The 16,916-nt window shown below is 62.8% G+C and carries 16 protein-coding genes; 8 read left to right on the forward strand and 8 right to left on the reverse strand.

Going from position 1 to position 16,916, the window contains the following annotated elements:
- Positions 1-147 precede the first annotated feature (147 nt).
- A complete protein-coding gene (locus tag G8E10_RS11100; RefSeq protein WP_110801164.1) occupies positions 148-1,758 on the reverse strand; it encodes a phosphoenolpyruvate carboxykinase in 1,611 nt (536 codons plus the stop codon).
- A gap of 386 nt (positions 1,759-2,144) precedes the next feature.
- Here G8E10_RS11100 and G8E10_RS11105 point away from each other — a divergent pair, with 386 nt between their 5' ends.
- From G8E10_RS11105 to tsaE, 8 genes are all read left to right on the forward strand, one after another.
- Positions 2,145-2,876 carry a response regulator transcription factor gene (locus G8E10_RS11105; RefSeq protein ID WP_092935839.1) on the forward strand — a complete coding sequence of 244 codons (732 nt, stop codon included), beginning with the start codon at positions 2,145-2,147 and terminating at the stop codon, positions 2,874-2,876.
- Positions 2,877-2,946: 70 nt separating this feature from the next.
- Positions 2,947-4,701, forward strand: coding sequence for a stimulus-sensing domain-containing protein (locus G8E10_RS11110; RefSeq protein ID WP_245417180.1), 1,755 nt, complete (start codon positions 2,947-2,949; stop codon positions 4,699-4,701).
- Complete coding sequence (locus tag G8E10_RS11115; protein ID WP_425530831.1) at positions 4,698-5,186, forward strand: HPr kinase/phosphorylase; 489 nt, start codon at positions 4,698-4,700, stop codon at positions 5,184-5,186. Before G8E10_RS11110 ends, G8E10_RS11115 begins: the two co-directional genes overlap by 4 nt.
- Before the next feature lie 173 nt (positions 5,187-5,359).
- Entirely contained in the window at positions 5,360-5,761 is a 402-nt protein-coding gene (locus tag G8E10_RS11120) for a PTS sugar transporter subunit IIA (protein ID WP_092931151.1), read from the forward strand.
- A gap of 15 nt (positions 5,762-5,776) precedes the next feature.
- Positions 5,777-6,049 (forward strand): HPr family phosphocarrier protein, encoded by a 273-nt coding sequence (locus G8E10_RS11125; protein WP_110801165.1) that lies wholly within the window; start codon positions 5,777-5,779, stop codon positions 6,047-6,049.
- A gap of 163 nt (positions 6,050-6,212) precedes the next feature.
- A complete protein-coding gene (gene ahcY / locus G8E10_RS11130) occupies positions 6,213-7,613 on the forward strand; it encodes an adenosylhomocysteinase (RefSeq protein WP_110730324.1) in 1,401 nt (466 codons plus the stop codon).
- A gap of 415 nt (positions 7,614-8,028) precedes the next feature.
- Positions 8,029-10,545 carry a PAS domain-containing sensor histidine kinase gene (locus tag G8E10_RS11135; RefSeq protein ID WP_167128886.1) on the forward strand — a complete coding sequence of 839 codons (2,517 nt, stop codon included), beginning with the start codon at positions 8,029-8,031 and terminating at the stop codon, positions 10,543-10,545.
- Positions 10,542-12,035 carry a tRNA (adenosine(37)-N6)-threonylcarbamoyltransferase complex ATPase subunit type 1 TsaE gene (gene tsaE / locus G8E10_RS11140; protein ID WP_167128777.1) on the forward strand — a complete coding sequence of 498 codons (1,494 nt, stop codon included), beginning with the start codon at positions 10,542-10,544 and terminating at the stop codon, positions 12,033-12,035. The genes G8E10_RS11135 and tsaE overlap by 4 nt, the downstream gene beginning before the upstream one ends.
- A gap of 2 nt (positions 12,036-12,037) precedes the next feature.
- Here tsaE and coaA read toward each other — a convergent pair whose 3' ends face one another.
- From coaA to hisB, 7 genes are all read right to left on the reverse strand, one after another.
- Positions 12,038-12,997, reverse strand: a complete 960-nt coding sequence (coaA, locus tag G8E10_RS11145; protein ID WP_165910644.1) for a type I pantothenate kinase — start codon at positions 12,995-12,997, stop codon at positions 12,038-12,040.
- Positions 12,998-13,029: 32 nt separating this feature from the next.
- Positions 13,030-13,350 carry a phosphoribosyl-ATP diphosphatase gene (locus tag G8E10_RS11150; RefSeq protein ID WP_167128780.1) on the reverse strand — a complete coding sequence of 107 codons (321 nt, stop codon included), beginning with the start codon at positions 13,348-13,350 and terminating at the stop codon, positions 13,030-13,032.
- Positions 13,347-14,156, reverse strand: a complete 810-nt coding sequence (gene hisF / locus G8E10_RS11155; protein ID WP_110801169.1) for an imidazole glycerol phosphate synthase subunit HisF — start codon at positions 14,154-14,156, stop codon at positions 13,347-13,349. Before hisF ends, G8E10_RS11150 begins: the two co-directional genes overlap by 4 nt.
- Positions 14,153-14,896, reverse strand: coding sequence for a 1-(5-phosphoribosyl)-5-[(5-phosphoribosylamino)methylideneamino]imidazole-4-carboxamide isomerase (hisA, locus tag G8E10_RS11160; protein WP_167128783.1), 744 nt, complete (start codon positions 14,894-14,896; stop codon positions 14,153-14,155). The genes hisF and hisA overlap by 4 nt, the downstream gene beginning before the upstream one ends.
- Position 14,897: 1 nt before the next feature.
- On the reverse strand, positions 14,898-15,548 hold the full coding sequence (hisH, locus tag G8E10_RS11165) for an imidazole glycerol phosphate synthase subunit HisH (RefSeq protein WP_167128786.1): 651 nt from the start codon (positions 15,546-15,548) through the stop codon (positions 14,898-14,900).
- The gene (locus tag G8E10_RS11170) at positions 15,548-16,030 is read right to left on the reverse strand and encodes a DUF2628 domain-containing protein (RefSeq protein WP_167128789.1); all 483 of its coding nucleotides are present in this window, start codon (positions 16,028-16,030) and stop codon (positions 15,548-15,550) included. The genes hisH and G8E10_RS11170 overlap by 1 nt, the downstream gene beginning before the upstream one ends.
- A gap of 102 nt (positions 16,031-16,132) precedes the next feature.
- Positions 16,133-16,738 carry an imidazoleglycerol-phosphate dehydratase HisB gene (gene hisB, locus G8E10_RS11175; RefSeq protein ID WP_132448841.1) on the reverse strand — a complete coding sequence of 202 codons (606 nt, stop codon included), beginning with the start codon at positions 16,736-16,738 and terminating at the stop codon, positions 16,133-16,135.
- Between the last annotated feature and the right edge of the window lie 178 nt (positions 16,739-16,916).

The following is a 16,916-nucleotide window of genomic DNA, read 5'->3' on the forward strand; positions in this document are numbered from 1 at the left end:
TGCCAAGAGAGCAATTCCAGCAAAAGTGCACAGCGGTTTTGCTGAAATTGCGGGAAGACAAAAAGATAGGCCGAAAGACAAAACCCGGCGCTGTTACCAGCGCCGGGTTTCACGTGAAATCATCGATCAGGCGTTTCTGCCTGAGACCTACTCCGCAGCGATGGCCAATCCCGGTGCCGCATCGCGGACGCCGCCATCGACGTGACTCTCGAACTTGGTGAAGTTCGCCACGAACATGTTGGCAAGCTTGCTGGCCTGCGCGTCATAGGCGGCACCGTCCGCCCAGGTCGAGCGCGGATCGAGAATACCGCCCTCGATACCGGCGACTTCGACCGGCACCGCGAAGCCGAAATTGGCATCGGCGCGGAATTCGGTCTCGGCCAGCGAGCCGTCGAGCGCTGCGGCGAGCAGAGCGCGGGTCGCCTTGATGGGCATGCGGCGGCCCGTACCGTAGGCACCACCGGTCCAGCCGGTGTTGACGAGCCAGCAGGTGACGCCGTGTTCGGCGATCAGTTCGCGCAGCAGGTTGCCGTATTCGCTCGGATGCCGCGGCATGAAAGGCGCGCCGAAGCAGGTCGAAAAGGTGGCTTCCGGTTCGGTCACGCCCTTTTCCGTGCCGGCGACCTTGGCGGTGTAGCCGGACAGGAAGTGATACATGGCTTGGTCGGCGGTCAGCTTGGCGATCGGCGGCATCACGCCGAAGGCATCTGCCGTCAGCATGATGATCGTTTTGGGATGACCGGCCGTGCCCGTGGCGCTGGCATTGGGAATGAAGTCCAGCGGGTAGGCGCAGCGGGTGTTCTCGGTCAGCGAGCCGTCGTCGAAGTTGGGAACCCGGTTTTCATCGAGGATGACGTTTTCGAGGACGGTGCCGAAACGCTTCGTGGTCGCGAAGATTTCCGGCTCGGCTTCGGCCGAAAGACGGATCGTCTTGGCATAGCAGCCGCCTTCGAAGTTGAAGATGCCGTCCTTGCCCCAGCCATGCTCGTCGTCGCCGATCAGCGTGCGCTTCGGATCGGCCGACAGCGTGGTCTTGCCGGTGCCGGAAAGGCCGAAGAACACGGCGGAATCGCCGGCCGGACCGACGTTCGCCGAGCAGTGCATCGGCATGACGCCCTTTTCCGGCAGAAGGTAGTTGAGCGCCGTGAACACCGACTTCTTCATTTCGCCGGCATAGGACGTGCCGCCGATCAGAACGAGGCCGTTGACGAGATCGCAGGCGATGACGGTTTCCGTCCGGCAGCCGTGACGGGCCGGGTCGGCGCGGAAATGCGGCAGGTCGATGATCGTCAGCTTCGGCGCGAACGTCGTCAGGCTCTCGCGATCCGGGCGGATCAGGAGGTTGCGGATGAAGAGGGAGTGCCAGGCGAACTCGGTGATGACGCGGGTCGGCAGGGCGTTGTCGCTATCGGCGCCGCCGATCAGGTCCTGCACATAGAGCGAACGGCCACGGGCATGGTCGAGCATGTCGTTGCACAGCGTTTCGAAATGCGCGGGCGACATTTCCTTGTTGTTGTCCCACCAGATCTGGTCGGTCGTCGTCGCATCGCGAACGACGAATTTGTCCTTGGCGGAGCGGCCCGTGTGCTGGCCGGTGAGCGCACGAAGCGCGCCGTCCGCCGTGACCTGTGCTTCGCCGAGCCGCAACGATTCCTCGTAAAGCTCTGCCGGTGTCAGGTTGTAACGGACAGCGACAAGGTCTTCAAAACCGAGTGCAGCGATTCCGAGATCCGGATTGCGAATGCCAAATTCTTCCATGAGCGCTGCTCCCCTGCGTTGTATCGATTGCCCAACATTAGCCGGAGTTACAGAAAACGCAAGATAGCACCAGGAAAAAGACAATAAATTCAATATATTAATCGATTTAAAGGAAATTGTTCAATGTTCAATCGGTTTAAATTCGCAATTGAAAATCTTGGAGGAGGCCGCTGCCAGGCCATTCATCCACGATTGTGCTTCCCGGTGACGTTTTCGCTTCGCCACAATTTGTTCCACCTTTATACTCATGAACGCGCGCCGGCCCTGGCAGATCTCCGTATCGGGAGGTCTGTCTGTCCGGGCCGGCCTCTGTCGATGATGTCCCGTTTCCTGCTGGAGATGAGACCGAGGAGAGAAGGCGCGAAGATATGATGGAGCGGAATACGATGCAGACCATTGCACTTGTCGATGACGACCGGAACATCCTGACATCGGTTTCGATCGCGCTGGAAGCCGAAGGCTATAAGGTCGAGACCTATACGGATGGCGCCTCCGCGCTCGACGGGCTTCTGGCCCGGCCGCCGCAGCTCGCGATCTTCGATATCAAGATGCCGCGCATGGACGGAATGGAACTCCTGCGCCGCCTGCGGCAGAAGTCGGATATTCCCGTCATCTTCCTGACCTCGAAGGACGAGGAAATCGACGAGCTCTTTGGCCTGAAGATGGGCGCCGACGATTTCATCACCAAGCCTTTCTCCCAGCGCCTGCTGGTCGAGCGCGTCAAGGCGATCCTGCGCCGCTCCGCCAACCGGGAGGCCGCGGCGGCTGCCGGTCCCGCCGGACTGCAGAAGATGAAGGACGACATCCAGGCCCGCTCTCTGGAACGCGGCCAGCTGTCGATGGACCAGGAGCGCCACACCTGCACCTGGAAGAATGAGCCGGTGACGCTGACGGTGACCGAGTTCCTGATCCTGCATTCGCTCGCCCAGCGACCCGGCGTCGTGAAAAGCCGCGACTCCCTGATGGATGCCGCCTACGACGAGCAGGTCTATGTGGACGACCGCACCATCGACAGCCACATCAAGCGGCTGCGCAAGAAGTTCAAGATGGTCGACAACGACTTCGATATGATCGAAACCCTGTATGGCGTCGGTTACCGGTTCCGCGAATCGGCCTGAGGCCTTGAACATCAAGACGAGCGGGAGAGGCTGAGCGTCCGACGTGGCTGATATCACGAGGCATGCGGCGATCGAGGAAGCGGACGGAGCCTATCGCTCCGGCCGACGCTGGGCGCATCCCTTCACGCTGATCCGCCGCATCTTCGGCAATGCCGTCTTTTCCAGCCTCACGCGCCGCATCCTGTTCTTCAATCTGGTGGCGCTCGTCGTTCTCGTCGGCGGCATCATGTATCTCAACCAGTTCCGCGAGGGGCTGATCGATGCGCGCGTCGAAAGCCTGCTGACGCAGGGCGAGATCATCGCGGGCGCAATCGCCGCCTCGGCCTCGGTCGATACGAACTCCATCACCATCGACCCGGAAAAGCTGCTCGAGCTGCAGGCCGGGCAGAGCATCACACCGCTGCCGCGCGACGAAGACCTCGAATTCCCGATCACGCAGGAGCGCGTGGCACCTGTGCTGCGGCGGCTGATTTCGCCCACCCGCACCCGTGCCCGTCTTTTCGATGCGGATGCCGACCTGCTGCTCGACAGCCGCCACCTCTATACCGGCGGCCAGGTGCTGCGCTTCGACCTGCCGCCCATCGAGCCCGAAAACCAGACGCTGACCGCCAAGCTCAACACCTGGTACAATCGCATGCTCCAGCCGGGCAACCTGCCGCTCTACAAGGAGCCGCCGGGCGGCAATGGGTCGATCTATCCGGAAGTCATGAATGCGCTGACGGGCGTGCGCGGCGCGGTGGTGCGCGTGACGGAACAGGGCGAACTCATCGTTTCCGTCGCCGTCCCCGTGCAGCGCTTCCGGGCCGTGCTCGGCGTGCTGCTTCTCTCCACGCAGGCCGGCGATATCGACAAGATCGTCCATGCCGAGCGGCTGGCGATCATCCGGGTGTTCGGCGTCGCCGCCCTCGTCAACGTCATCCTGTCGCTGCTCCTGTCGAGCACCATCGCCAATCCGCTGCGCCGCCTGTCGGCCGCCGCCATCCGAGTGCGCCGCGGCAGCGCCAAGGAGCGGCAGGAGATCCCCGACTTCTCCTCCCGCCAGGACGAGATCGGCAACCTCTCGGTGGCGCTGCGTGACATGACCGGCGCGCTCTACGACCGCATCGCGGCCATCGAGAATTTTGCCGCCGATGTGAGCCATGAACTCAAGAACCCGCTGACCTCTCTGCGCAGTGCTGTCGAGACCCTGCCGCTCGCCCGCACCGACGAATCCAAGAAACGGCTGATGGATGTCATCCAGCACGACGTGCGCCGGCTCGACCGCCTGATCAGCGATATCTCCGACGCCTCGCGGCTGGATGCCGAGCTTGCCCGCAGCGATGCGCGCGGGGTCGATCTCGAAAAGCTGCTTGGCGATCTCGTCGATATCTCGCGCCAGGTCCGCAACAAGAAGAAGACGGTGCTGCTCAACTTCGTCGTCGAGCGGAAAGACAACCCGAAGGCGCGCTTCGATGTCAGCGGCTATGAGCTGCGCATCGGGCAGATCATCACCAACCTCATCGAGAACGCCCGGTCCTTCGTGCCGGAAGAGGGCGGGCATATCATCGTGCGCCTGACGCGCAACCGCACGCGCTGCGTCGTCTATGTCGAGGACAACGGCCCGGGCATTCAGGCCGAGGATATCGACCGTATCTTCGAACGCTTCTACACGGACCGGCCGGATGGCGAGGATTTCGGGCAGAACTCCGGCCTCGGCCTCTCGATCTCGCGGCAGATCGCCGAAGCGCATGGCGGCACGCTGCGGGCCGAAAACATGACGGATGCGCAGGGCGCGATCACCGGCGCGCGCTTCATCCTGTCGCTGCCCGTCGGCGAGGCGGCGTGAGCCTGAGGCAAGATGCAACGGGCCATGGTTCCCCAGCCGATGACGAGGCCGCGCCCCGCAACATCCACGCGACGGCCATCGTCCTTGGCACACTCGGCTATCTTTTTGTCGGCCCCTCCGGCACGGGCAAGACCAGTGCCGCCCTTGCCTGTCTCTCGTCTGCCGCCCGCCGCGGCTGGAATGCGGCGCTCGTTTCCGACGATCAGGTTCTCGTCAGCCTGCGGAGCGGCCGCCTCGTCGCCCGCGCCCCGGTAACCATTGCGGGCCTCGCGGAGTTGCGCGGCGTCGGGCCCATCCCGGTTCGCACGGTCAAAGCTGCCATCCTGTCCTACGCCGTCCTGCCCGTTGCCCCGCCATTCGACATGCGGGTCGCACCGGAGGCCGAGACGTGGGACGTCGGCCCGGTCGCACTCCCCTTGCTGCGGCTTCCGCTCCTTCCCGGGCTTGACCCGCTGGATGCACTCAGCCGTTTTTCGGCTCTTTGAAATGTCGCAGTCTGCACAGTTTTTGCTCATGTGATCCGTGTTTTAGGATTTTTGACTTGCACTCCGGCATTTCCTCGCCAAGATGACCGCCCCAAGGCGGAATGAAATTGTTGCATTGCGGCATGGCATGGCTATCGTCCGCCGAAGGGAAAAGGCAGTTGGAGCAAAGACACATGATCGGACTTGTGCTTGTCACGCACGGCAAGCTGGCTGAAGAGTTTCGTCATGCGCTCGAACACGTCGTAGGGCCGCAGAAATTCATCGAGACCGTCTGTATCGGGCCCGAAGACGATATGGACCAGCGGCGTCAGGATATCCTGACCGCCGTCATCGCCGCCAACGAGGGCAGCGGCGTCATCATTCTCACCGACATGTTCGGCGGCACGCCGTCCAATCTCGCCATCTCCGTCATGCAGAGCGGAACCGTCGAGGTTATCGCCGGCGTCAACCTGCCCATGCTGATCAAGCTGGCCGGCGTGCGTGGCGAGAGCGACATGGACAAGGCGCTGGTCGAGGCATCCGAAGCCGGGCGCAAATACATCAACGTCGCTAGCCGCGTTCTCAGCGGCAAATAACGGACGCATTCCTTCATGACCCTGTCGCGGGACCTCCAGATCATTAACAAGCGCGGTCTCCATGCGCGCGCCTCCGCCAAATTCGTGCAGACGGTGGAGGCCTACGATGCCGATATACATGTGACGAAGGACGGCATGACCGTCGGCGGGCTCTCGATCATGGGCCTGATGATGCTCGCTGCCAGCACCGGCAGCTCGATTGCCGTCACCGCAAGCGGCAACCAGGCGCAAGAAGCGCTGGAGGCGCTCGACGCACTGGTCAAAGACCGTTTCGGCGAGGAAATGTAGGCATATAAACATATAAAGACGTCTTTATGTGTGTGTTGCCTGCGATCCGCTTTCCTGCTAGAGGAAGATCGCGCCCTGGCTATGCCCGGGCAACGAGATCACGCTCGCCAGCGGTCCCGGAGCTTGCAGCTTTCGACCCGGCGCGCCATCAGCGGAGAGCTTCATGAGCACGACCAACGACTATCTGGTAGCCGATATCGGCCTGGCCGACTTCGGCCGCAAGGAAATCACCATCGCCGAAACCGAAATGCCGGGTCTGATGGCCTCGCGTGAGGAATTCGGCACGTCGAAGCCCCTGAAGGGCGCGCGCATCACCGGCTCGCTGCACATGACGATCCAGACCGCTGTTCTTATCGAGACGCTGGTCGCGCTCGGTGCCGAGGTTCGCTGGGCTTCGTGCAACATCTTCTCGACGCAGGACCATGCAGCTGCGGCCATCGCTGCTGCCGGCATTCCGGTCTACGCCGTCAAGGGCGAGACGCTGACGGAATACTGGACCTACACCGACAAGATCTTCCAGTGGACCGACGGCGGCGTCTCCAACATGATCCTCGACGATGGCGGCGATGCCACCATGTACATCCTGCTCGGCGCGCGTGCCGAAGCCGGTGAAGACGTGCTGTCGAACCCAGGCTCGGAAGAAGAAGAGATCCTGTTCGCGCAGATCAAGAAGCGTCTGGCTGAAACGCCCGGCTTCTTCACCAAGCAGCGCGACGCGATCCAGGGCGTCACCGAGGAAACCACCACCGGCGTCAACCGCCTGTACCAGCTGCATGCCAAGGGCCTGCTGCCCTTCCCGGCGATCAACGTCAACGACAGCGTCACCAAGTCGAAGTTCGACAACAAGTACGGCTGCAAGGAATCGCTGGTCGACGGCATCCGCCGCGGCACCGACGTGATGATGGCCGGCAAGGTCGCCGTCGTCTGCGGTTACGGCGATGTGGGCAAGGGTTCGGCAGCCTCGCTGTCGGGTGCCGGCGCACGCGTCAAGGTGACCGAAGTCGATCCGATCTGCGCCCTTCAGGCCGCCATGGACGGTTTCGAAGTTGTACAGCTCGAAGACGTCGTCGCCAGCGCCGACATCTTCATCACCACGACCGGCAACAAGGACGTCATCCGCATCGAGCATATGCGCGAGATGAAGGACATGGCGATCGTCGGCAATATCGGCCACTTCGATAACGAGATTCAGGTTTCCGCGCTTCGGAACCTGAAGTGGAACAACGTCAAGCCGCAGGTCGATCTCATCGAGTTTCCCAAGGGCAACCGCATGATCCTTCTGTCGGAAGGCCGTTTGTTGAACCTCGGCAACGCCACCGGCCACCCGTCCTTCGTCATGTCGGCCTCGTTCACCAACCAGGTTCTGGCCCAGATCGAGCTCTTCACCAAGGGCGAGCAGTACGAAGCCGGCGTCCATATCCTGCCGAAGCACCTCGATGAAAAGGTCGCGCGCCTGCACCTTGCCAAGCTCGGCGTGAAGCTGACGACGCTCTCCGACGAACAGGCCGCCTATATCGGCGTGACGCCGCAGGGCCCGTTCAAGGCGGATCATTACCGCTACTAAACAGATAATACGCTCATCCACAGGTGAGAGGAGGCCGTGCGCTTGACAGCGTGCGGCCTCTTTTTTGTGTTGGCGCTTCCCGCTCGCCGGGGGAGTGGGTATGCTGCCTGTATCGATTCGGGACGAAGATGCGGCACTGACGCGGACCGAATCGGAAAAAAGCGTTGGTTTTCAGGACGGAACGCAGCGCGTCGCAAGCGGCGGGCAAGCATAAGCGCGTAACGATCCGGAGGAAGACGATATTCGTTCAGGCGGCCTTACCTAGAGACCGCGTGGGACGGCGGACGTGCGCCCTGTCGGTTGATGCCTTTTTGGCGCAACGCCGGTCGGGACGCCGTGCAACGGGGACAGGCACGCGATGACGAAAGCTTCTTGGAACGCGGGACGGACGGGCGCCGAGCCGGTGAAGCCCTGTATGGTGTCCGCCCAGGCGCCAGAACACCAGACGTCCCCATCCTCTTCGCCTGAACCTTTCACCCTTCAGCGCCACAGGCGTTTGTCCCTTCTTGTCCGTCGGTTGGCCGCAGGCTCCGCGCTCGGGCTTCTCTCCGGCGAGGCCATGGCGGCCGAGGGCGTCGCGAGCGTCTTCCATTCCTCCGAAATCATCACCTTCTCGCTCCTGACCGGTGCCATCGCCGCGGCCATGATCTCCGCTGTCTGGGTCATTCGCCAGCGCAGCACGGTCGAGATCGACAATCGCGACCTGAAGACCGCGCTTGCGGACGCCCGCCAGAGCATTTCGCGCTTTCAGGCGCTGATCTCCGACAAGAACCGCAGCATCGTCGTCTGGGACGGACCGGCCGAAAAGCCGGAGTTTCTCGGCCAGCTGCCGCCCGAGACCGGCGCGCCGCAGGACGACCGGGATTTTCTCGCCTTCGGCCGCTGGATCAAGGCGACATCCGCCAGCGAACTCGAGCGCGCCATCGACCGGCTGCGCACCTATGCCGAAAGCTTCGACCTCATCGTCCAGACGAATCGCAACGAAATTCTGGAAGCACAGGGGCGCGTATCCGGTGGCCGTGCCTTCGTGCGCTTCGTGGCGCTCAACAATCTTCGGGAAGAACTGGCCGAACTGACGCTGGAACGCGACCGCCTGCGCGGCGATCTCGCCAGTTTGCAGACGCTGCTGAACGCCGTTGACATGCCGGTTTGGCAGCGTGGCCGGGATGGCCAGATCAGCTGGGTCAACGAAGCCTATTGCGACGCTGTGGAGGCGCCGAGCGCCGATGTGGTGGTTCAGGAAGGCCGCGAGCTGCTCGCGACCGTTTCACGTGAAAAAGCCAAGGCGCTCTCGACCTACGATTCCCCTTTCCGCGACAAGATCTCAACGGTCGTGCGCGGCCAGCGCACCTTCTTCGATGTCGTCGATGCGAAGACCACCTACGGCACGGCCGGCATCGCGCTTGATGTGAGCGCCATCGAGGCGGTGCGCGAGGAGCTTTCGCGCACGCTGAAAAGCCATGCCGAAACGCTCGATCATCTGGCGACGGCCGTTGCCACTTTCGATGGCTCGCAGCGTCTGCAATTCTACAATCAGGCCTTCCAGACCCTGTGGAATCTTGACACTGCCTTCCTCGCCCGCCGTCCCGGCAACGGCGAGATCTTCGACCAGCTGCGCGAGAGCGGCCGTCTTCCCGAGCAGCTCAGCTGGAAGCAGTGGAAGGAACAGGCTCTCTCGGTCTATCAGGCCATCGAAACCCAGACCGACATGTGGCACCTGCCGAATGGCCAGACCTTGCGCGTCTTCGCCACGGCCCGTCCGCAAGGCGGCGCCACCTGGGTGTTCGAGAACCTGACCGAACGTGTCGATCTGGAAACCCGCTACAACACGCTGGTTCAGGTCCAGGGCGAAACCATCGACCATCTCTCCGAAGGCGTCGCCGTCTTCGGCCCGGACGGGCGAATCAAGCTGTCGAACCCCGCCTTCCGGGCGCTCTGGGGCGTGACCGAGACGGAAGTCGCACCGGGAACACATATCCGCGCCATCGAGCAGGCCTGCGCCGTCTCCTACGATCAGCCGGATGGCTGGAAGCAGTTCGCCCATGCCATCACCAGTTTCGAGGATGAGCGGCCATCGAGCCGCGGCATGCTGGAACTGCGCACGGGCCTCATCCTCGACTTCGCCATCATTCCGCTGCCCAATGCGCAGACCATGCTGACCTTCGTCGATATGACCGACAGCGTCCGTGTCGAGCGGGCCCTGACGGAAAAGAACGAAGCGCTGCGCATGGCGGACTCGCTGAAGAACGATTTCGTCCAGCACGTCTCCTACGAGCTGCGCTCGCCGCTCACCAACATCATCGGCTTTGCCGACCTCCTGAAGACACCTGCCTTCGGCGAGCTTTCGACGCGTCAGGCGGAATATGTCGATCATATCTCCACCTCCTCGTCGCTGCTGCTGACCATCGTCAACGACATTCTTGATCTCGCTACCGTCGATGCCGGTATCGTCGAACTCGACCTCAGCGAAATCAACCTCACCGATTTCCTCGATGAAGTCTCTCACCAGATGGCCGACCGCCTGCAGGAAAGCGCGGTGACCCTGCGCATCGATACGCCGGATATGCTTGGCACCTTCGTCGCCGATCATCAGCGCCTGAAGCAGATCTTCATCAAGCTCCTGACCAATGCTGCCAATTTCGCGCCGGAAGGCAGCCTGATAGGTCTCTCCTGCGCCCGCGAAGGCAGCGATTTCGTCTTCACCGTCAGCGATCAGGGTCCCGGCATTCCGAAGGATGTGCTGGAAAGCGTCTTCCACCGCTTCGAAAGCCATGGTCAACGCGGGGGCGCCGGCCTCGGCCTCTCCATCGTCGATAGCTTCATCACGCTGCACCATGGCAAGGTCCGCATCGTCACGCGCGAAGGCGAGGGGACGGAGGTCGTCTGCCGCATTCCCTCGGGCGCGCTGCCGAAAGCCGAAGCGGCGGAATGAGCGACATGCTGCGCCTGCCGCTGCCGGACGAAGCGTCCACAATGACGCTCGGCGAAGATCTGGCGCTCGCGCTCAAGGCCGGCGACACCGTCGCGCTCTCCGGCGATCTGGGTGCCGGAAAATCCACCCTCGCCCGGGCGCTCATCCGGGCTGTCGCCGACGATCCCTTTCTGGAGGTGCCGAGCCCGACCTTCACGCTCGTCCAGTCTTACGACCTGCGTATTCCCGTCTCCCATTTCGATCTCTACCGGCTGGGCGATGCGAGCGAGGTGCTGGAACTCGGCCTCGACGAACTCTCGGCAAACGGCATCTGCCTGATCGAGTGGCCGGAGCGGGCGGAAGGCTACCTGCCGCGACAGAGCATCGTCCTGACGCTCGAACAGGATGGCGATGGTCGCATGGCCATCTTTTCCGGTGCCGATCCGATCCTGTCGCGCATCCGGCGCAGTCTCGCGATTCGCCAGTTTCTCAATGATCAAGGCTATCAGGGCGCGGCGCGCCGCCATCTCAACGGCGATGCCTCGGTACGCGGCTATGAGCGTATCCGCGAGCCTGCAAAGCCGGACATGATCCTGATGGATGCGCCCCGCACCGTTCCGGGACCGATCCTCGAAGACGGCAAATACTACCAGCAGATCGCCCATATCGCCGAGGATGTCGGTGCCTTCGTCGCGATCGATCTCTATCTGCGCAAGTGCGGCATCGGTGCGCCGGACATCCTTGCGCAGGATATCGACGCCGGCATTCTCCTACTTGAAGATCTCGGGGCCGAAGGCGTGCTCGATACGGAAGGCGCGCCTATTGCAGAACGCTACATCGAAACGGCGCGTCTGCTCGCCCGTCTGCACGCGCAAGCTCTGGGCGACCGGTTGCCGCTCCCCGAAGGGCAGGTCCATGTCGTGCCGCCCTTCGACCGCGCAGCGATCAAAATCGAGACGCGGCTGCTCCTCGACTGGTTCCTGCCGCATCATCGCGGCACGCCGGCAACGCTTGAAGAGCGCGAAAGCTATTCTGCCGTCTGGGACCGGCTGATCGACCTGTCGGACCGCGGCGAAAAGCACCTTCTCCTGCGTGACGTTCATTCGCCCAACATCCTCTGGCGCAAGGACAGGACGGGCATCGACCGTGTCGCCCTCATCGATTTTCAGGATGCGATGATCGGCCCCACGGCCTATGACGTGGCTTCGCTGGTTCAGGATGCGCGCGTCACCATCGCGCCGGATCTCGGACGGGCCATTCTCGAGGCCTATATCGCCGAGCGGCACCGTCTCGGTCCGTTCGATGAGGCATCCTTCCTCGAGCATTTCCATCTGATGGCCGCGCAGCGAAACTGCAAGCTGGTCGGGATCTGGGTTCGGCTGATGCAGCGGGATGGCAAGCCGGGCTATATGAAGCACATGCCGCGCACCTTCGCCTATCTCCGCGAAGCGCTCAACCATCCCTCGCTGGCGCCACTGGAGACATGGCTTCGGGAAGCCGGCCTCTTGTAGCTTTACAGCTTGCGAAGCGCGACCGTCTGGACGAGGTGATCGGTACCCTTTTGCAGGATGAGGTCCGCGCGCGGCCGGGTCGGCAGGATATTGCGGCGCAGGTTCTTCAAGTTGGTGTTCTGCCAGAGCCCCTCGGCGATCCCCAGCGCCTCCTCTTCACTCACCTGCGCATAGCGCTTGAAGAAGGATTCAGGGTCCTTGAACGCGGTCTGGCGCAACCGCATGAAGCGGTCGACATACCAGGAGTGGATCAGGTTTTCGTCGGCATCGATATAGATCGAGAAGTCGAAGAAATCCGACACCATCGGCACGATCTTGCCATCCTCGGGCAGGTCGCGCGATTGCAACACGTTGATACCCTCGAAGATCAGGATATCCGGCCGGTCCACCACCTGAAACTGGTCGGGCAGCACGTCATAGACGAGGTGGGAATAGCTCGGCGCCTGCACGTTCGGCTGGCCGGCCTTGATGGCCGAGAGAAAGCGCAGGAGCGCGCCGATATCGTAGCTTTCCGGAAAACCCTTCCGGTTCATAATGTTCTCGCGCATCAGCACGGCGTTCGGATAGAGAAATCCGTCGGTCGTCACGAGATCGACCTTGGGGCTGGACGGCCAGCGCGACAGGAGTTCGGCGAGAATACGGGCGGTGGTCGATTTGCCAACTGCCACCGATCCCGCGATGCCGATCACGAACGGCGTCTTGGTCTCATCCGAGATCGTCAGGAAGCGCTTGCGCTGCTCGTAAAGGATCTGCGACGCCTCGACATGGGTGGAAAGCAGGCGCGACAGCGACAGGTAGATCCGCCGCACTTCGTCGAGATCGATCGGATCGTTCAGCGAGCGCAGCCGGCGAACCTCGTCGCCGGTCAGTGTCAGGGGCGTGTCCGCGCGAAACTGCGACCACGCCTCGGCCGAGAAGAAGTGGTACGGGGAATAGTCTCGCCTGCCGAGATCGTCCGGCATATCCGCTTCCCCCCTGTTCTGCGCCGCGATGGTCACGTCTTTCGGCTCGCCTTCTCCTCAAGGCCTGACCGGACAGTGCGTCCCTCAAGCTCCTCCAGGACCTCCTGTAACGGAACGTCGGCAATTTTCAATACCACCAGCAGGTGATAAAGCAGGTCGGCACTCTCGGAAACAAGCTCCTGACGGTCGCCGGAGACGGCGGCGATAACCGCTTCCACGGCCTCTTCGCCAAGCTTCTTGGCAGCGTGTGCCTGCCCCTTTTCAACAAGTTTGGCGGTCCACGACGTCTCGGGCGAGGCCTTTGCCCGCTCCGCGACGATGGCTTCGAGATCGGAAAGGGAAAATCCGGTCACAGGTTGCTCTCCTCCTGCGCCGAGCCGTCGAGCCGCATGGGAATCCCCCGTTCGGCCATGTAGCGCTTCGCCTCGCCGATGCTGTAGGTGCCGAAATGAAAGATCGAGGCTGCGAGAACGGCCGTCGCATGGCCATCGCGAATGCCTTCCACCATGTGATCGAGCGTGCCGACGCCGCCCGAGGCGATGACGGGGACGGACACGCGGTCGGCGATGGCACGGGTCAGCTCGAGGTCGTAGCCGATCTTGCTGCCGTCGCGATCCATCGAGGTCACGAGCAGTTCGCCGGCGCCCCGCTCGACCATGCGGGCTGCGAAATCGACCGCGTCGATGCCGGTTGCCGTGCGGCCGCCATGGGTGAAGATTTCCCAGGCGCTGGTGCCTTCCGCCCCCGGCGTCACCCGCCGCTTGGCGTCGATCGAGACGACGATGCACTGGTTGCCGAACTTGTCGGCCGCCTGCGCCACGAAATCGGGATCGCGCACGGCGGCGGAATTGATCGAGACCTTGTCGGCGCCCGCGAGCAGCAGCCGGCGGATATCGCCGACGCTGCGCACGCCACCGCCGACGGTGAGCGGCATGAAGCAATGCTCGGCGGTTCGCTCGACCACGTCGAAGATCGTGTCGCGGCCATCGGACGAGGCGGTAATGTCGAGGAAGCAGAGCTCGTCGGCACCGGCCGCATCATAGGCCTTGGCCGATTCGACAGGGTCGCCGGCGTCGATCAGGTCGACGAAGCTGACGCCCTTGACGACACGGCCGTCCTTGACGTCGAGGCAGGGGATCACGCGGGCCTTGAGGGTCATGCTGCACGTCCCCTTCCACGGTTGAGAACGGCAAGCGCCTCGGCCGGATCGATCCGACCGTCATAAAGCGCCCGTCCGGAAATCGCACCTTCCAGCTTGGCCATCTCGGGTGCGGCGAGGCGATGAATGTCTTCCATGGAGGCAAGCCCCCCCGAGGCGATGACGGGAATGGCGATCGCATCGGCAAGCGCCAGAGTGCCCGCCCAGTTGATCCCGGCGAGAATGCCGTCACGATCGATGTCGGTATAGATGATGGCCGCGACACCGGCGCCTTCGAAGCGCTGGGCAAGCTCGATCACGCCGAGTTCGGACGCCTCTGCCCAACCCTCGACGGCAACCTTGCCACCCTTCGCATCGATCCCGACGGCGACTTTGCCCGGAAACAGCCGGCAGGCTTCCTTGACCAATGCTGGATTACGCACCGCGACGGTGCCGAGGATGACGCGGGCGAGACCCTTGGCGAGCCACGCCTCGATGTGTGCGAGCGTGCGGATGCCACCGCCAAGCTGGACCGGATTGGTGGTCGCTTGGAGGATCGCCTCGACGGCCGCACCGTTCACCGTCTCGCCGGCAAAGGCGCCGTTGAGATCGACCACGTGCAGCCATTCGAAGCCTTGATCCTCGAAGGCTTTCGCCTGGGCGCCGGGATCCGGATTGTAGACGGTGGCCTCTGCCATATCGCCAAGCTTCAGGCGCACGCAGGCACCGTCTTTAAGGTCGATCGCGGGAAAAAGGATCATGTCAGGGCTTCCAGCGCAGGAAATTGGTCAAAAGGGCGAGGCCGAGCGTCTGGCTCTTTTCCGGATGGAACTGGGCGCCCGCTTTGTTCTCGTGGGCGACGAAGGCGGTCACCGCTTCGCCATAGCTCGTGGTCGCAACGAGATCATCCGGGTTTTCAGCCGCAAGATGGTAGGAATGCACGAAATAAGCATGCAATCCATCCGCCCCGGTCGGAATGCCGTCAAACAGCGCGTGCGGTCGGTTGAGCGTCAGCGTGTTCCAGCCGATCTGCGGGATTTTCAGCGTGGTATCCGCAGGCTTCATCTCGATGACGTCACCTTTGATCCAGCCAAAACCCTGCGTCGTTGCCTTCTCCAGCCCGCGCGAGGCCATCAGCTGCATGCCGACGCAGATGCCGAGGAACGGCTTGCCGGCCTTCTCGACACTTTCGATGATGGCTTGGCTCATGCCATCAACAGCGGAGAGGCCGGCCCGGCAATCGGCATAGGCGCCGACACCGGGCAGCACGATCCGGTCGGCACTTGCCACCCGGTCCGCCTTGTCGGTCAGATCGATCTCGGCATCGATGCCGGCCTCGCGGGCGGCGCGCTCGAAGGCCTTGGTGGCGGAACGAAGGTTTCCGGATCCGTAATCGATGATCGCAACGCGCATCAGCGGCTCCCGTAGGTGTCGAACAGGCCGAAGCCCGGATTGGTAGGGTCGATGGTCTTCACGCCGTCACGGCCGGGCCCAAGGCGCGGCAGAGGCGGGGCGGGATCGCTGGCGAGATCGTCGAGCGTCGCGCCATACATGGCCTCGGCCGTCTTCAGATCCGGCGCAGGCAGGACGACGGCGAGCGTAAACCCACGATTTTCCAGCCGATGCGCGAGATAGGTCGGCCCTTCCAACGCCACGAGAAGCCGGAGCGCCAGTTCAATCAGGATGGCGGCCAGCGCGGCACCGGCAAGTCCGCCGGCTGCCGTCATCGCGCTTTGGAGAATGAAGACGGCGATGCCGGCGGCCCATTGGCGCTTGAAGAGGAGCCAGAAGGCGGGAAAGACGAAGGCAGGCCAGGCGAAGCGATCGGCAACGAAGACCGCATCCGCACTGTCGGGCCGCGCGCCGGGCGGGAGATAGACGAGAAACGGTGTCATAAGCAGCCTGCTCTCAACAGATAAGGTCTTCTCTCTCAGGAAGACGTGTCTTGACGTGGCCGATACCACGCCTGCTCGGCGTTCGCTGCGGAAGGCTCCGGCTTAAGCCAGCGTTCCCTTGGTGGACGGAATGCGGCCGGCCTGGCGGGGGTCGATCTCGGTTGCCGTGCGCAGCACGCGGGCAACGGCCTTGAAGCATGTCTCGGCGATATGATGGTTGTTCGCGCCGTAGATGTTCTGGATGTGCAGCGTGATGCCGGCATTTTGCGCCAGAGCGTGGAAGAACTCCCGCACCAGCTCCGTGTCGAACGTGCCGATCTTCGGCGAGGAGAACGTGACGTTCCAGACGAGGAACGGACGCCCGGAAACGTCCACCGCCGCCCGCGTCATCGTTTCGTCCATGGCAAGGTCGATCGAGGCATAGCGCGTGATGCCGCGCCGGTCGCCGAGCGCTTTCGCAATGGCCTGGCCGATGGCGATGCCCGTGTCCTCGACGGTGTGGTGATCATCCACATGCAAGTCGCCCTTTGCCTCGATCGTCATGTCGATCAGGGAATGGCGCGATAGCTGATCGAGCATATGGTCGAAGAAGCCGACGCCCGTCGAGATGGTCGAGGCCCCGGTGCCGTCGATCGCGACGGACACGGAGACGGACGTCTCGTTGGTCTTGCGGGATATGCTGCCGCTGCGGCCTTCTGCCTCTGCCATCGGGAACTCCGGTCTGTGAAAGTCGCCTGATATCAGGCCGGCCGGAAAATATCCAGCTTCGATTATCCAGGCGCGATCGCTCCCCATAAGGCGCGCGTCCACCCTCTGCAGCACCCTTTGCAATCGCTGCGGTCATTCTTACATAGATCGCGACATCAAGCATTCGAACGCCCCGGGA

This window comes from Ferranicluibacter rubi (genome assembly GCF_011603255.1).
Taxonomy (GTDB): Bacteria; Pseudomonadota; Alphaproteobacteria; order Rhizobiales; family Rhizobiaceae; genus Ferranicluibacter; species Ferranicluibacter rubi.

Coding starts and splice junctions, on each gene's coding strand:
- hisB (WP_132448841.1), bottom strand. CDS start 16,738: ATGGCAGAGGCAGAAGGCCGCAGCGGCAGCATATCCCGCAAGACCAAC.
- G8E10_RS11125 (WP_110801165.1), top strand. CDS start 5,777: ATGACCCTGTCGCGGGACCTCCAGATCATTAACAAGCGCGGTCTCCAT.
- hisA (WP_167128783.1), bottom strand. CDS start 14,896: ATGATCCTTTTTCCCGCGATCGACCTTAAAGACGGTGCCTGCGTGCGC.
- coaA (WP_165910644.1), bottom strand. CDS start 12,997: ATGCCGGACGATCTCGGCAGGCGAGACTATTCCCCGTACCACTTCTTC.
- G8E10_RS11170 (WP_167128789.1), bottom strand. CDS start 16,030: ATGACACCGTTTCTCGTCTATCTCCCGCCCGGCGCGCGGCCCGACAGT.
- tsaE (WP_167128777.1), top strand. CDS start 10,542: ATGAGCGACATGCTGCGCCTGCCGCTGCCGGACGAAGCGTCCACAATG.
- G8E10_RS11105 (WP_092935839.1), top strand. CDS start 2,145: ATGCAGACCATTGCACTTGTCGATGACGACCGGAACATCCTGACATCG.
- hisF (WP_110801169.1), bottom strand. CDS start 14,156: ATGACCCTCAAGGCCCGCGTGATCCCCTGCCTCGACGTCAAGGACGGC.
- ahcY (WP_110730324.1), top strand. CDS start 6,213: ATGAGCACGACCAACGACTATCTGGTAGCCGATATCGGCCTGGCCGAC.
- G8E10_RS11135 (WP_167128886.1), top strand. CDS start 8,029: ATGGTGTCCGCCCAGGCGCCAGAACACCAGACGTCCCCATCCTCTTCG.
- G8E10_RS11100 (WP_110801164.1), bottom strand. CDS start 1,758: ATGGAAGAATTTGGCATTCGCAATCCGGATCTCGGAATCGCTGCACTC.
- hisH (WP_167128786.1), bottom strand. CDS start 15,548: ATGCGCGTTGCGATCATCGATTACGGATCCGGAAACCTTCGTTCCGCC.
- G8E10_RS11120 (WP_092931151.1), top strand. CDS start 5,360: ATGATCGGACTTGTGCTTGTCACGCACGGCAAGCTGGCTGAAGAGTTT.